The organism is Rhizobium sp. SSA_523, from assembly GCF_030435705.1.
Taxonomy (GTDB): domain Bacteria; phylum Pseudomonadota; class Alphaproteobacteria; order Rhizobiales; family Rhizobiaceae; genus Neorhizobium.
Genome location: NZ_CP129381.1, coordinates 1108325 through 1122577, shown reverse-complemented (window position 1 = coordinate 1122577; position 14253 = coordinate 1108325). Strand labels below are relative to the sequence as shown.

Here is a 14253-nt window from a genome sequence, read left to right as displayed (position 1 = left end):
GTTGATCCCATCCTTTTCACGGCAAGATCTTTCTAAAAAGATGACTATAATTGTCAAGTTAAGCTTTTGTGACGGGAGTGGCTGAGGGACCAGATCAGGTAGGGGCCGCCCAGCAGCGCGGCAAAAAGCCCGAGCGGCAGCTCGTAGGGGGCCGTTGCCGAGCGGGCACCAAAGTCGGCAAGGATCATCAATCCGCATCCGATCAGCGCCGAGGACAGAAGATGGTCGCGGGCTGTCAGGAAGCCGGCGCGAAGGGCGAGATGCGGCGCGACGAGGCCGACAAAGCTGAGAGGACCGACGAGGATGGAGGCTGCGCCCGTTGCCAAGGCGGCGGTCACGATCAGCACCAACTGGCTGCCTTTGACGGGAACGCCCAGCGAGGAGGGCACGCAATCGCCGAGCGGCAGTACCGTCAGCCATCGGGCGCAAAGGCAGGCGGTCAAAAGGCAGAGTGCCAGCAGCGCCAGGAGAATGAGGGCGCTCGCGGGTGTCACGGCGGAGGCAGTGCCGCCGATCCACGCCAGGATCTGCCAGGCGCGCTGATCGCCCAGCGCCATCAGGGAGGAAAGGATGGCCGTGGCGAAGGAGCCGATGGCGATTCCCGCCAATAGCAGATGCTCGCGCGGAAGGCGCCGCGGCAGGGAAAAGAGCAGCACCAGAAGCAGGACGCAAAGCGACCCTGTTGCCGCGCCGCCGAGGAGGCCGAGGGCTGAGGCTGCCGGGAAGCCGGTCAGGACCGCCGCATAGCCGAGACCTGCACCGCCGCTGACGCCGATCACTTCGGCACTTGCCAGCGGATTGCCGGTCAGCCGCTGCAGGATCGCGCCGGCGAGCGCCAGGAGGCCGCCTGCGGCGCCGCATCCGATCAGGCGCGGCCAGCGCAGGGGAAAGAGCTCCATCATCTCGCCGGGATCGAGAAGACGCCAGCCCTGAGGAAGCGCCACCACGAGCAGCGACAGACCCGCTATGAGGAGAACGCCGAGCAGCGGCAGCCCGATGGCGCGCAGATTTCGCCGGCGTGTGTCCTGCAGAACCGTGTTCGGCGATACGGCGTGGGAGGATCGCAGGCGCGGCAGAAGCCACAGCATCATCGGCCCGCCGATCAGCGCCGTCACCGAGCCGGTCGGAAATGTCTCGCTCGTTTCTCGCGCCAGAGCCTGGATTGCGCCGTCGCAGAGCCAGAGCAGCAAGCCGCCGATCATCGCGGAGGCGAGGAGAAGGGGAAACGGCCGGCGTATGCCCGTCGCGCGTGCCAGGGCCGGTGCTGCAAGACCGACGAAACCGATCAGGCCGACCGTTGCGGCCACGGCAGCGGAGAGCGCGACGGCGATCAGGATGATGGCAAAGCGGATGACACCCAAAGGCACGCCGAGGGACGATGCCGCATCATCCCCGAGGCTGATCGCCGAAAGGGGACGCAGCAGCAGCAGCGAAAGGCTTCCGAAGAGCAACAGTTGAAGCAAGAGGCTTGATGCCGGCGACCAGTCCGCCTGGGTAAGCGATCCGCCGTTCCAGGTCACCAGCGACATCAGATATTCGCCCTGCGAGAGGGTGAAGGCCGCCGAAAGGGATGCGGCGACGATGCCGGTCAGCATACCGGCAATCACCATCGTGACAGGCTCGAAGCGCTGCCGCCAGCCGAGGGAGAAGACGATGGCGGCCGCCGCTGCGGCACCGCCTGTCGCCACCAGCCAGCGGTAACCGTCAAGAAAGGCCGGAAAGAACAGCGTTGCGGAGACGATGGCAAGCTGGGCGCCGGCCGAAATGCCGAGCGTGGAGGGATCGGCGATCGGATTGCGCAGGACCTGCTGCAGCAGAAAGCCGGAAAGGCCGAGCGCCGCACCCGCGAGCAGGGCAACGGCTGCCCTTGGCAGAAGCGCGTAAGCGAGAATGATCTCGTCCATCGACATCTGCCCGGGATCGAGCGACAGTGCGCGCCAGGCCGGCCAGGGAATGACGGCATTGAGGGAGGCCAGGAAGAGGAAGGCCGCGAGGAGGAAACAGGCGGGCCAGATCCATCGGACGAGACTGATGTCAGACATCTGGCCCCGCCTCTTCCAACCCCTGCGCCAGAAGTGTCGCAAACCTCATCGCAGCAGTGATCCCGCCATATGGATTGACATTTGCCAGGTTTACCACGCGGCCGGCGCGCACGGGGTCGAGCTTGTTCCAGATCATGCTGTCGGCAAGCCCGGAGCGCGCTTCCACCGGTATGTCGGAAATGATCGCGATGCGCGCCTCCGGCACCGCCGCCATCTGCTCCAGCGGCACGGGCGCCGCAAAGCTGAAGCGGGAATTCTCGGTCCAGGCATTCGGCAAAGCGAGCCGGTCGAGAACATTGCCGAACATGCTATCGGCGCCGAAGGCGCGGAAGTGACGGGCATCGCCGATATTGATCAGATAGGTCGGTCGCCGGCTGTAGGGTGAAAGGCGGGCAGCAATCCCGTCGAATTGCCGCTCGACCTCCACCAGCCGGTCGTCCGCCTGTTGCCGCAAGCCCAATCTGTCGCCGAGCAACTGCAGGGCATCTCGCGCCTTGGCAAGGGGCGGATCGCCGCGCACATAGAAGGGAAGCGAAAACACGGGCGCGATCCGCTCCAGCGCCGGCTGATGGCGGGTGTAGAAGGGAGAGCTGAGGATGAGGTCCGGCTCGGCGAGTTGCAGCAATTCGAAATTCGGCGAGCCACGCAGACCGAGGTCGGTCACAGTGTCGGGAATGGCCGGTTCAACGGCATCCTTCCTGAACTGGATGAGTTCGGTCGCGGCAATCGGCATCAGACCAAGGGCCATGACCGTCTCCAGCATGGCCCAGTCGATGGCGGCAATGCGCAAGGGCTCCTCAGCGGATGCCGGAGCATAAGTCGGCCGCATGGCAAGAATCGAGCCGGCAGCGCTCGCAAGAAAATGCCGCCGGCTCAGCCTATGACCTGTCTCACCACGAATAGCTCAATCTCCCCATCACGCTGCGCCCGTCGCCGTAAAAGCATCCGAACGTGCTGCAGCTCGCCAGATATTTCTCGTCCGCAATGTTCTGCACGTTGAGAGAGGCGCGCACGCCGTTTCTCTCATAGGACAGGCCGGCATCGAACAGCGTCACGTGATCGAGATCGAACGTATTGGCGGTGTTGCCGTATCGCTGGCCGATATAGCGGACGCCGCCGCCCACACCCAGTCCCTCCAGCATGGTGCCGGGCTGGAATGTATATTTCAGCCACAGGCTTGCAGCATCTTCCGGCAGGTTGTCGGGTCGGTTGCCGTCCTCTCTGCCGCCTACGATCTCCGCCTTGGCATGCGTATAGGCGGCCGAGAGATCCAGGCCCTCGGCAAGGCTTGCCACCGCCTGCAGTTCAAGCCCCTTCACCCGCACCTCGCCGATCTGGCTCGTCTGCGACACGCCGTTGACAACGGTGGTCGTCAGCACATTCTTCTGCCGCAGATCATAGGCGGCGGCCGTGAACAGGGCATTCCATCCCTCCGGGCGATATTTGATGCCGATTTCCACCTGCTCGCCGGTGGTGGGCTCCAGAAGATTGCCGCTGGACGGGACGGGAACCGGCTCGAAGGATGTCGCATAGCTGATATAGGGGGCGATGCCCTGGTCGAAGAGATAGCTGAGGCCGGCCCGTCCCGTCAGCTTCTGGTCATCCTTGTTGAGCGGTCGCGTGGCTCCGGTGGCGGGATTGCTGGAGGTCCCTTGCGTGCTTGCCCAATCCTGCCGCAGGCCGAGAGTTGCGCGCCAGTTCTCAAACGCTATCTCATCCTGCGCGTAAAATCCCAGCTGGTTGAGCGTGGAATTGACATGCGTGTAGACCGAGCGCGAGGTGAGGGCGATCGGTCCGCCATAGCGCGGTGTGAAGGCATCGAGCGAGCTTGCATTCCAGAATTGGGTCGTCACGTCATTGGCGAAGTGGCGATAGTCGAGACCGAAGAGAAGCGTGTGATCGACATTGCCGGTGGAGACCTCGCCCTGCAGGTGGTTGTCGACATTGAAGGTCTGGAGGTCTTCGTTCTGGATCGTCACGATGCGCCGGATCGTCCGGCCATCCGCGGCAAGGCCGAGCGAACTCATGCCGAGCGCGGTGTAATCCCAGTCGAACTTGGTGTAGCGCAGGTTTTGGCGCAGCGTCCAATCCTCGGAGATGCGGTGCTCCAGCTCGTAACCCAGATTGGTCAAAGTCCGGTCGGATCGATCTATGCTGCGGTCGCCCACCGTGAAGTCGCGTGGCAGGGTGTAAGCTCCGGCGTCCAGCGTCAGCTGATAGGGCAGGCCGGAGGGCGAGCTCGGATTATCGTGCTGTACGCTGGTCAGAATCGTGAGCTTCGTGTCGTCGTCGAGTTCGAAGGTCAGCGACGGCGCGAAGAGATAGCGGTCATTGTCCAGCCCGTCGGTCTGGGCGTGGGCGTTGCGGGCAAGGCCCGTCAGGCGATAGGCAACATTGCCGCCTTCGGAGACCGGGCCGCCGAAATCGAAGAAGGTCTGGTAATTGTCGAAGCTGCCGGCGCCGACACCCACCTCGCCGAAACTCTCGAATCGCGGCCGCTTGCTGATCATGTTGATGAGGCCGCCTGGATTGCCTTGGCCATACATGACCGAACTCGGCCCCAGGATCACATCGACGCGCTCGAGCCCATACACGTCCACCGCAGGCGCGCCGGACGTGCGCATCATCCGCAAGCCGTTGAGGAACTGTGCCTGGCGGCCGTCAAAGCCGCGGATATTGGGGGAATCGAAGCGCGGATCCGCGCCGAAAGGCTGCCCAACCACCCCGGCCGTATAATTCAGCGCCTCGCCGAGCGACTGGGCGTCGCGCTGCCGGATCTGGTCCTGCGTGATGACCGAGATCGACTGGGGTGTCTCCAGGATGGCCCGTCCCGTCTTGGTGGCGGAAACGCTATTTTCGGCAACGAAGCCCTGGGTCGGTCCCTTCGCGTCCCCGCCGCCCTGACCCTGGATCGTGATCCGGGACAGGACCGTGGTCGGCTCCTCAGCCGCTGTGGTTGAAACCAGAACCAGATAGGGCGCAACACCGGCTGCGAGCATCATGGTGTGGAAGCGAAGAAGTGACACGGTTGACGTCTCCGGTGCAGGGCGACCATGAAGGGTCGCTTATACTAGACTGTATTAGTCATCAATAGTCAGATCAGGGATTGAAATCCAATAGGTTCTGAATGGATTTTTCAGAAGTTTGGCTTATGAAGTTTGATTGCCGGCATCGGTGACGATTATGAGAGGATGACCGCTTGATCAGACAGAAGGCGCCCGGCCTGGAGATCCGCCATCTGCGCTACTTCGTCGTTCTGGTCGAAGAGCGTAATTTTGCCCGTGCCGCGGCGCGTCTCGGCATCGCCCAGCCGGGCTTGAGCCAGCAGATCATGAACCTCGAAACAATCCTCGGCGTGTCCCTGCTGGACAGGTCGCGCCGTGCCGTGAAGCTCACTGTTCCCGGCCAATTGCTCTATGAGGAGGCGGGCAAGATCATTTCGCAGATGGAATCGACCGTTTCGGCGCTGACCCGGGTGGGACGTGGCGAGAGCGGGCGGATTTCCGTGGGATATGTCGCTTCCGCCGCCTATGCAGGGGTCTTGCTGCAGACCTTGTCCTCGTTTCGCAAGAACTATCCGGAGGTGGAGCTTCAATTGTTGGAGGTGGAGATGCGCCAGCAATTGCAGTCGCTGGAAGAGGGCCGCCTCGATGTCGGCTATATCCGCCCGCCGGCGCCGCTGCCCGGCGGCATCGCCCTGCATTCGATTCTCCGCGAGCCCTTGGTGATCGCCCTGCCTGCGCATCATCCGCAGGCTTATCAGGCCGGCCTCGACCTCGCCGACCTCAAGAGCCTGACATTCATCACGCCGCGCCAGCCGCCGGATGTCGGCTTTCACAGCAACACCATACGCGCCTGCGAAGAGGCCGGCTTCCAGCCAAGCGTCAGCGCCGTCGGACGGGATTTCACGACCATTGTCAGCATGGTCGCGCTGGGGATCGGGGTGGCGGTCGTTCCGCAGTCGCTGCGCTGTCTGCAATTGCCGGGCGTCCGGTATGTCGCCCTTTCGTCCACGACAACCACGTCCGATCTGGCGGTCGCCCACCGGCGGGCGGAGACTTCGCCGGTGGTGAGGGCATTTCTCGCGCATCTGCGGGCCGAATCCGGTGCGATAGCGTCGATGTCACCGTGAGGAAAAACGGCCGCGATCAGCCTGCAATCGCCGTCAGCCGCCGGCTGTCGGCACTCTGGATGATCTGCATGTCGACATTGTAGATGCGGGCAAGCGTGGCGGAGGTCATGATCTCGTGCGGCGTTCCGTCGGCGATCAGCCGGCCAGAATGCATGGCAACGATGCGGTCGCAAAAGCGTGCCGCCATATTGATATCGTGGAGCACCGTGATCACCGTCATGCTCCGCTCCTCCGTCAGCTTCCGGACGAGGGAAAGCACGTCGAGCTGGTGGCGGATGTCCAAGGCGGAAATCGGTTCATCCAGCAGCAGGCAGCCGGCATTCTGCGCGATCAGCATGGCAAGCCAGACCCGCTGACGCTCGCCGCCCGAGAGCGTGTCGACCATCCGTTCCTCGAATTCGGAAATGCCCGTATCCTGCATGGCCTCCTCCACGCGGCCGGCATCCTCCTCGCTGAAGCGTCCGAGGGCGCCGTGCCAGGGATAGCGGCCGAGCGCCACGAGTTCGCGCACCGTCATTCCGGGCGTTGCCGGAAGATGCTGCGGCAGATAAGCCAGATGCCGGGCGAATGCCCGCCCCGGCCAGTCGTCGAGAGGCCGTTCGCCAAACCGGATCCGACCGCTGCTCGGCACCAGGTGCCGGCCCAACATTTTCAGAAGCGTGGACTTGCCCGAGCCGTTATGCCCCACCAGCGCAATGGATTGGCCGGCGGGAAGGACAAGGCTCACATCCTCAACGAGCATGCGGCTGCCAAGGCGGAAACCGACCTCCTCCAGCGTGAAGGCGGGGTTGGTGCGGGCCGTGGCCGTCATTGCGGGCGACATCATCGTCATGGAACTATCCGTATCGCGTTATTCCAGAGCATCTAACTCAGCTTTCCGACAATTTCCACCGCACGATTTCCACCGCCCGCTTCTATCGCCCGATTTCCATCGCCCGATCCCCGACCCGCCGGCCTGAGCAGAACATCCTGCTCTTTTCACCGCTCGTAGTGCCGACGGGATTTGCAAACATGAGCAAACTTGATAATGCCATACATGTTTAAAGGACGGGCGTCATGACGTTTCAGCCGCAGATGCAAAACAGCATCCAGGGATTTTCCGTCATCGGAGGTCTGCGACGCCGCGCCTGGAACGGCATGGTGGCCGATCTCTGGGATGTCGAATGCGCCGCCTATGCCGGTGGGCGCTATGTCGCGCGGGATCCCCGGCTGTTCATCCTTCTCGATCAGTCGGGCAGCGGCCGCCCGCAGGTCAAGATGTCGCCCGCAAGCGCCGGCGGCCAGCAGGACAGCCGGACGAGCCCGATCTCCTATGTGCCGGCCGGCATGGAATTGTGGGTCGATATTGCCGGTGTCCGGGGCCTGCGACACCTCGATATTCATTTCGACGCGGATCTTATCGCCTCCCGGTTGGGGGAGGAGCTCGACCCCGTGCAGATTCGTACTCCACGACTGTTGTTTCACAGCGAGAAGGCCATGGCGCTTGCCGCTTTGCTGGCCGCAGAGATGCGTTCGGACACGCCATTGCACGATCTTTATGGCGACGGGCTGGCGCTCGCCGTGCTGATCGATCTGCTGAATGTCGTGAAGACCGCGTCCCGCCAGCGCAGCAGCCTCTCATCCTGGCAGTTGCGGCGCGTGCAGGACTATATCCGCACCCATGCCAGCCGCGCCATCCGCCTTCAGGAGCTTGCAGACCTGACCGGATTGTCTCTTTCGCATTTCAGCCATGCCTTCAAGGCCTCCACCGGTGTCGCGCCGCATGCCTGGCAGATGCTGGTTCGCATCGAAAATGCCAAGCGGCTTCTTTCGGAGGAGCATATGCCGCTTGCGGCTGTCGCATCGGAAGCCGGTTTTGCTGATCAGGCCCATTTTACCCGCTCCTTCCGCAAGCTTGTCGGCACGACCCCGGCCCGGTGGAAAAACGCCCGCCGATGAGAGGGCCTGCTTCAGGGTCGAAGGCTCCAACGAAAAGGCCTAAGGGCATGATCGCGGCAATCGGGCAACGGTTTCGGCTCTTTTGACAGCCTGCGGCCCAGAAAAGTTCAATTCTCGCCGATCCGGACAAGCATGGCAGGAATAGCGGATTTATTGACTCATGTTATGCGGATCCTGGAGCCGCTGCGACATGATGGGGATGAATGGCATGAAGACGAGAGGCGTTGCACACGGCTTAGTAGTGGTTGCCGCGGTGATGGGGGCAGGGCGCGCCCTGGCGCAGGAGGCAAGCCTGCTCTTGCCGCGCATTGCCGTGGAAGGTTCAGCCAAGCGAGCCGATGCACCGGTGGACGGCTATGTGGCGCGCAGATCGAGCGCCGGATCGAAAACCAATACGGTGCTGCGGGATATCCCGCAATCGGTCTCGGTGATTGGTCGGGACGAGCTCGACGACCGCGGCGTCGTCAACAAGGTGGATGAGGCCTTGCGCTACACCCCCGGCGTTGCAACCGAGCCCTTCGGCAGTGACCCGGACACGGACTGGATCTATATCCGCGGTTTCGACGCGACGCAGACCGGCATATTCTTCGACGGTCTCAATCTCTATTCCTACGGCTTTGGCGGCTTCCAGATCGACCCCTTCGCGCTGGAACGCGTGGATGTCCTGAAAGGGCCGTCGTCGGTCCTTTATGGGGGCGGCAATGCCGGCGGCATCGTCAATCTGGTGCGCAAGCGGCCGACCGGTGAGCCCTACTTCTACACGGAGGCGGGCATTAATTCGAATGGCAATGCCTTTTTCGGCTTCGACCTGTCGGCGCCGCTTTCCGACATTGCTGGTGCCCGCTATCGCCTGACCGGCAAGATTGCCGGTGGCGACAATTACTCTGACTATAGTGAGGACCTGCGCGGGTTCATCATGCCGCAAGTGACCTTGCAGCCGGATGACGCGACCGAACTCAATCTCTGGGCCTATGTATCGGCGCTCGACCAGGTTCATACCGGCAATGGGTTCTTCCCTTATGTCGGGACTGTGGTCGATGCGCCGTTCGGGAAATTGTCCCGCGATTCCTTCTATGGCGAGCCGTCCCTCGACGAGGGCCGCTCAAACCAGGAAATGGTCGGCTATGATTTCAGCCATGAATTCGAGACCGGCTGGACGCTCTCTTCCAATGCCCGCTACAGCTATCTCTACAAGCATGAGATCGGACCCTACCTCTTTGGTTATGTCGGCGGTGCGCCGACCGCGCCCGATTACCCGCTCAACCGCATCGGTTTTGAAGAGACCTCCAAGGTCGATAGCCTGGCGCTGGACAATCGGGCGGAAACAGTCGTCGATCTGGGTGGGGCGGAGCACAGCATCATGCTCGGCCTGGACTATAAATATTACCGGCTCGACCACCGGCAGGCGAGCGGCGGGGCAACACCCATCCGCCCCATCAACCCGATCTACGGCACGCCGCAGGGGCCGACAGCGGTCTATCTCGATCAGGACATCACCCAGCAGCAGGTTGGTGCTTATGTGCAGGACCAGATCCGGTTCGGTGACGGCTGGCTGGTTACGCTCAACGGCCGCGCCGACTACGTCCATACGCAAACGGATAATGGCGCAACAGCCTATAGCAGCCTCGTATCATCCTATGACTATGACAAGACGGCCTTGAGCGGCCGCGCCGGTCTGGCCTACGAGTTCGACAATGGCCTGACGCCCTATGCCAGTATCGGGACCTTCTTCAATCCGACGATTGCCCCGAGCGCGACACCCAACAACAAGCCGGAAGAAGGCGAACAGTATGAGATCGGCTTCAAATACGAGCCCACCGCTTTCGACGGCAGTTTCACCGCCGCGCTCTTCCACCTTGAGCGCCGAAATGTCGTGGTGACGGATCCCGCCACCTTCCTGGCCGAACAGATCGGAAAAGTGCAGTCGCGCGGGATAGAGCTGGAGGGCAAGGTGAACCTCGACGACAACTGGAAAATGCTGGCCTCCTATAGCTACACTGATCTTGAGGTGAAGGAGGATATCGTCTCGGCCTATGTCGGCAAATCGCCCTACCTGGTCCCGGAATCGCAGGCGTCCCTCTGGCTGGATTATGCGGTGACGGAAGGTCCTCTGGATGGCCTCAGCCTCGGCGCTGGAATTCGCTACCAGGGCGAAAGCTATGCCGATCGTCTCAACAGCCGTAGTGTCCCCGATGCCACCGTTTTCGATGCGGCGATCCGTTACAAGAAGAACGGCTGGGAGGCTGCCCTGAACGTCGCCAATGTCTTCGACAAGGACTATGTGCGCGGCTGCGGTGGCGAATTCACCTGCGGCTACGGGGAGGCCCGCACCGTCACGTTGAAGATCAGCAAGACCTGGTAGGTCGCGTCAAGCGCCCGACTCCCCTTGCCGCGCCTCAGCGGCAAGGCCAACTCGGCGCCAGAAGTGCTCTTTCTGCCAGCGTCCCGGATGAATGGCCGCGCACCGCATCCTCGCTCGCGACGACATCGACTGCGCGCCTATGCTGGACGATCTCGCAATGTGCCTTGCGGACGACGGAGAGGCTGGGCGACGCCGAAGGGCGATGGACCCTCGCTAAACGAACAGATGGAGCCGTTCATGTGATCCCGCTTCGATCGGGAAAGCTCCAGGGATTGCCCCCGCAGGCCAGCGGGCTTGCGGGGACGATCGCGCTGCCTCAGGCGGCCTTGGCCGCATAGGACTGAACCGCACCCGGAAGCTTGCTCCAGTCGGCATACCACTTGCTGAACAGGGTGAGCTGCGCCTCGACGTAGCCGCGCTGGCTGTCGCTCAGCACGTCGGTCTCCACGAAGTTGAGGGCATATTCCGCATCGCCCTTCAGCACCATCATGTGCTTGAAGTAGAGAACCAGATCCGGACCTTCGTCGAAGGAAGACAGAACGGCAAGGGCGCTTTCCAGTTCCTTGGCGCGAACCCGCGCATCGGCATCGCCACGGGCGGCGGCCTGCGAAAGATTGCACAGGTGCAGAACCTCCCGCGGAAGAACATTGCCGATACCGGTAATCGCGCCGGTTGCGCCGCAATTGACATAGCCGTGGAAGACGGCCGTATCGACGCCGATCATCAGCGAGACGTCATCGTCGCGGCTGGTGATGTGCTCGGCAGCATAGCGCATGTCGTCCGGCCCGCCGAATTCCTTGAAGCCGACGAGATTGGGATGGTCGGCCCGCAGGGCGAAGAACAGATCGGCCCGCGTTGCAAAGCCGTAATAGGGGCTGTTGTAGATCACCGCAGGAAGGTCCGGCGCAGCCGAGAGGATGGCCTTGAAATGGGCCTTCTGGGCGGCGATGACCGAACCGCGCGACAGCACGCGCGGGATTACCATCAGGCCCTGGGCGCCGACCTTCTGGGCATGGGCGGCAAGGGCCACGGCCGATGCGGAATTGATGGCGCCGGTGCCGACGATGACCGGAATTCCGGCTTTCACCAATCGCTCAACGCCTTCCATCCGCTGGGCATCCGTCAGGAGCGGCCAATCACCCATGGAGCCGCAATAGACGACGGCGGACATGCCGGTGGCGATCAGCTGCTTCGCCTTGGCGACAAGCGCGTCGAAATCCGGCGTCCGGTCGCTCTTGCAGGGGGTCATGAGTGCCGGAACGACACCTGAGAATATACTAGCTTTCATTGTCTCGTCCTTGAACAAGAGGGCGGCCTTTCGTGGCCGCTTCCATCGGTGGGTGTTGGGAGGCCCCGCCGCGCCATGCCGGATGGTGCCGCATGGTGCGCAGTGGCCTTGGTCGGATCGAAGGCGCGCCAATGACCGGCGCGCCTTCCTGCATGAAGTGGTATTTGCCGCGTTTGGGTCGTCGCGATTAGAGCGTCGCGCCCAATTTGCGCAGATCGGCGAGGATCGGTGCCTTCGGCATCCAGATCTTGTCATATTCGGCGATCACCTTGCCGGCATCGGCCACCTGGACTTCCTTGACGGTAATGGCCTTGCGGAACTCTTCCAGCAGCTTCGCCTCATTGGCAACGGTCGCATCGATCTGGTCGTCCAGCGCCTGCTTGGTGAGCCGGGTGATCAATTCCCGGTCGGCTGCCGGGACATCCTTCCAGACGCGGCCGGATGCCAGGGCAACGCAGGGCATGAAGATCGCGTTCATCTTCAACATCGTCTTCGATACCCGGTCGAAGCGCTGGTTCCAGGAGAAGTCGAGATCGGCTTCAAGCCCATCCACCTGGCCGTTCGACATGGCGTCGAAGACCTGCGGCGTCGGGATCGGCGTCGGCGCGGCACCGAGCAGCTGGTAGAAATCGCGATAGGCTGGGGTGGTGTTGATGCGCAGCTTCATCCCGTTCAGATCGTCCAGGCCGCCGATCTCCTTGGCGGAGAAGACGACGCGCATGGTGGTGATGCCCCAGGCAAGGCCCAAGGTCCCGGTTTCCTTCGGCAGCACATCGAGCATCTTCATCGCCAGCGGGTCGCGGACGAGCTTGGCGACCTTCGCCGTCGAATCGACGAGATAGGGCGCGTTGATCGCGGCGATGGACGGAATGCGTGAGCCCAGTTCGGCGGTCATGATCCAGCCGAAGTCCAGCGAGCCGGCCTGCATCTGCTGCAGCATGGCCGCTTCGGTGCCCAGCTGGTTGGCCGGGAAGACGGCGATGTCCAGACGGCCCTTGGTCTCGGCCTTCAGCATTTCACCGACCTTCAGGGCGGCATTGTTCCAGGGGTGGCCGGGCGGCGTGGTGATGCCGAGCCGGAAGGTCCGGGCCTCCTGCGCCCGGGTGATGTTCGGCAGGAAGAGCGTCGTGGCGCCTGCGGTCGCAAGCGAGGCCGTGCGAAGAAAGGTTCTGCGTGAAAGGGTCATTCGTTCATCCTCTGAAGTTTGTGGTTGTTCTGGCACTTATTTGACGAAGAAGGTCGAGATCGACGGGAAGATCGACAACAGGATCAGCAGGCCGCAGGCGGCAAAGAAGAAGGGAAGCGTCACGATGAACATCTTGCCGGGCTTGGCTCCCGTGACCGCCGAAGCGACGAAGAAGCACAGGCCGACCGGCGGAGACAGGAAGCCGAGCACCAGGTTGATGACGACGACGACGCCGAAATGGACCGGATCGATGCCATAGACCTCCGTCGCAATGGGCAGAAGGATCGGTACCGTCATGATCAGACCCGGTGCGCCATCGATGACCGTGCCGATGATCAGCAGGATGACATTGACGAGCAGCATGAAGGTGATCGGATCAGAAGCGATCGTCTGCACCCATTCCGCGACTTTCTGCGGCACCATTCCGTAGACCAGGACCCAGGAGAACACCGCGGCAGCCGCCACAAGCAGCAGGACGACGGCGGAATAGATGCCGGCGCGCAGCAGCATTTTCGGCAGTTGCGCCAGGGAGAGCTCGCCGATCCAGAACCGGCCGACCAGGATTGCGGCGACGACGCCCACGGCAGCCGCTTCCGTCGGATTGGCAATGCCGGCAAGGATCGAGCCGACGATGATGATCGGAATGGAGAGCGTGGGGAGTGCGCCGAGGATGATCCTTGCCCGTTCGCCAAGGGTGCGGCGCTCGCCGCGCGGGTAGTCATAGACGAACCAGCCCATGCCGGCGATGATGAGGCAGAAGATCAGCGTCAGCAGCACGCCCGGGATCATTCCGGCTGCCAGCATGTCGCCAACCGGGACCTGCGCCAGAACCGAATAGACGACAAACATGATGGAAGGCGGAATGATGGGGCCGAGCATGCCCGCATAGGCCGTCAGGCCGGCGGCAAAGGTCTTGTCATAGCCCTTCTTTTCCATTTCCGGCACCATCATCTGCGCCATGATGGCGACCTGCGCGGTGGCCGAGCCGAGGATGGACGAGACGAACATGTTGGCGATCAGGTTGACATAAGCGAGACCGCCCTTCATCGCGCCGATCATGGCCATGGTCATGTCGATGATGCGCCGGGTAATGCCGCCGCCATTCATCACTTCACCAATCAGCACGAAAAGCGGGATGGAGATCAGGCCGTAATTGTCGACACCGCCGAAAAGCTGGACGGGAAAGCTCTGGAACAGCAGCGTATTGCCCGTGGCCCAGATGTAGATCGCCGCCGCGATGCAGAGGCAGAGACCGATCGGAACGCCGACGAGCATCACGGCGAGGAAGGCTGCAGTCGTGATCAT

General features: G+C 62.5%; 10 protein-coding genes. 3 read left to right on the top strand and 7 right to left on the bottom strand.

Annotation, left to right across the window (positions count from 1 at the left end; all coding sequences use genetic code 11):
- Nucleotides 1-53: 53 nt before the first annotated feature.
- The 3 genes from fhuB to QTJ18_RS06365 form a co-directional block, all read right to left on the bottom strand.
- Nucleotides 54-2042, bottom strand: a complete 1989-nt coding sequence (fhuB, locus tag QTJ18_RS06375) for a Fe(3+)-hydroxamate ABC transporter permease FhuB (protein WP_252754970.1) — start codon at nucleotides 2040-2042, stop codon at nucleotides 54-56.
- The gene (locus QTJ18_RS06370) at nucleotides 2035-2871 is read right to left on the bottom strand and encodes an ABC transporter substrate-binding protein (RefSeq protein ID WP_252754971.1); all 837 of its coding nucleotides are present in this window, start codon (nucleotides 2869-2871) and stop codon (nucleotides 2035-2037) included. Before QTJ18_RS06370 ends, fhuB begins: the two co-directional genes overlap by 8 nt.
- Before the next feature lie 61 nt (nucleotides 2872-2932).
- Nucleotides 2933-5044, bottom strand: coding sequence for a TonB-dependent siderophore receptor (locus QTJ18_RS06365; RefSeq protein ID WP_252755032.1), 2112 nt, complete (start codon nucleotides 5042-5044; stop codon nucleotides 2933-2935).
- 197 nt (nucleotides 5045-5241) lie between these two features.
- Between QTJ18_RS06365 and QTJ18_RS06360 the strand changes: the two genes are divergently transcribed.
- Nucleotides 5242-6174 carry a LysR family transcriptional regulator gene (locus tag QTJ18_RS06360; protein WP_252754972.1) on the top strand — a complete coding sequence of 311 codons (933 nt, stop codon included), beginning with the start codon at nucleotides 5242-5244 and terminating at the stop codon, nucleotides 6172-6174.
- A gap of 16 nt (nucleotides 6175-6190) precedes the next feature.
- On the opposite strand, the gene QTJ18_RS06355 is transcribed toward QTJ18_RS06360, so the two are convergent.
- Nucleotides 6191-7006 carry an ABC transporter ATP-binding protein gene (locus QTJ18_RS06355; RefSeq protein ID WP_489667262.1) on the bottom strand — a complete coding sequence of 272 codons (816 nt, stop codon included), beginning with the start codon at nucleotides 7004-7006 and terminating at the stop codon, nucleotides 6191-6193.
- A gap of 224 nt (nucleotides 7007-7230) precedes the next feature.
- On the opposite strand from QTJ18_RS06355, the gene QTJ18_RS06350 reads away from it, so the two are divergent.
- Nucleotides 7231-8112, top strand: a complete 882-nt coding sequence (locus QTJ18_RS06350; RefSeq protein WP_252754973.1) for a helix-turn-helix domain-containing protein — start codon at nucleotides 7231-7233, stop codon at nucleotides 8110-8112.
- A 190-nt stretch (nucleotides 8113-8302) separates the two neighbouring features.
- Entirely contained in the window at nucleotides 8303-10474 is a 2172-nt protein-coding gene (locus tag QTJ18_RS06345; protein ID WP_489667263.1) for a TonB-dependent siderophore receptor, read from the top strand.
- A 316-nt stretch (nucleotides 10475-10790) separates the two neighbouring features.
- On the opposite strand, the gene QTJ18_RS06340 is transcribed toward QTJ18_RS06345, so the two are convergent.
- From QTJ18_RS06340 to QTJ18_RS06330, 3 genes are all read right to left on the bottom strand, one after another.
- Nucleotides 10791-11762, bottom strand: a complete 972-nt coding sequence (locus tag QTJ18_RS06340) for a dihydrodipicolinate synthase family protein (RefSeq protein WP_252754974.1) — start codon at nucleotides 11760-11762, stop codon at nucleotides 10791-10793.
- A gap of 187 nt (nucleotides 11763-11949) precedes the next feature.
- Entirely contained in the window at nucleotides 11950-12948 is a 999-nt protein-coding gene (locus QTJ18_RS06335) for a TRAP transporter substrate-binding protein (protein ID WP_252754975.1), read from the bottom strand.
- 36 nt (nucleotides 12949-12984) lie between these two features.
- Nucleotides 12985-14253, bottom strand: a complete 1269-nt coding sequence (locus QTJ18_RS06330; protein WP_252754976.1) for a TRAP transporter large permease — start codon at nucleotides 14251-14253, stop codon at nucleotides 12985-12987.